This window comes from Flavobacterium nitrogenifigens (genome assembly GCF_003254565.1).
In the GTDB taxonomy this organism is placed as follows: Bacteria; Bacteroidota; Bacteroidia; order Flavobacteriales; family Flavobacteriaceae; genus Flavobacterium; species Flavobacterium nitrogenifigens.
The window spans coordinates 1-934 of record NZ_QJRI01000121.1; the positions used below are offsets into that span (position 1 = coordinate 1).

The window sequence follows — 934 nt, forward strand, 5'->3', positions numbered from 1 at the left end:
TACATTTCCGTTGCCGTCATCAAAAGTCCAGTTAATCGTGTAGGTTCCCTGAGCATTGTATGCCAATGGATCTGTCGTTGTTCCCGTAACTGTTCCCGCGCAATTGTCCGTGGTTGTCGGTGCTGCTGCTGTTGCAGAGCATTCTCCCGTAATATCAGCCAATACGGGCTTGACAGGTTTCTCCGTGTCTTTAATGATCACTTTTTGGACCGCTGTTTCTACATTTCCGTTGCCGTCATCAAAAGTCCAGTTAATCGTATAAGTTCCCTGAGCATTGTATGCCAAAGGATCTGATGTTGTCCCAGTCACCGTTCCCGCACAATTGTCTGTGGCTGTTGGAGCTGCTGCTGTCGCAGAACATTCTCCCGTAATATCTGCCAATACAGGCTTTGCAGGTTTCTCTGTATCCTTAATGATTACATTCTGAACCGCTGTTTCTACATTTCCGTTCCCGTCATCAAAAGTCCAGTTTATGGTGTAGGTTCCCTGATCAGTATAAGTCAAAGGATCTGCCGTTGTTCCAGTCACCGTTCCCGCACAATTGTCTGTTGCTGTTGGAGCTGCTGCTGTTGCGGAGCATTCTCCCGTAATATCCGCTAATGTTGGTTTTACAGGTTTTTCGGTGTCTTTAACGATTACCTTTTGAGTGGCTGTTTCTACATTTCCGTTGCCGTCATTAAAAGTCCAGTTTATGGTGTAGGTTCCCTGAGCAGTATAAGTCAAAGGATCTGCCGTTGTTCCCGTAACTGTTCCCGCGCAATTATCCGTTGTTGTTGGAGCTGCTGCTGTTGCAGAGCATTCTCCCGTAATATCTGCCAATACAGGCTTGACAGGTTTCTCCGTGTCTTTAACGATTACCTTTTGAATAGCTGTTTCTACATTTCCGTTGCCGTCATCAAAAGTCCAGTTAATCGTGTAGGTTCCCTGAGCATTG

The 934-nt window shown here is 46.1% G+C and carries 1 protein-coding gene; it reads right to left on the reverse strand.

Annotated elements, in window-relative coordinates:
- On the reverse strand, positions 1 to 934 hold a 934-nt coding region (locus DM397_RS00545), incomplete at both ends, for an HYR-like domain-containing protein (protein WP_455550114.1).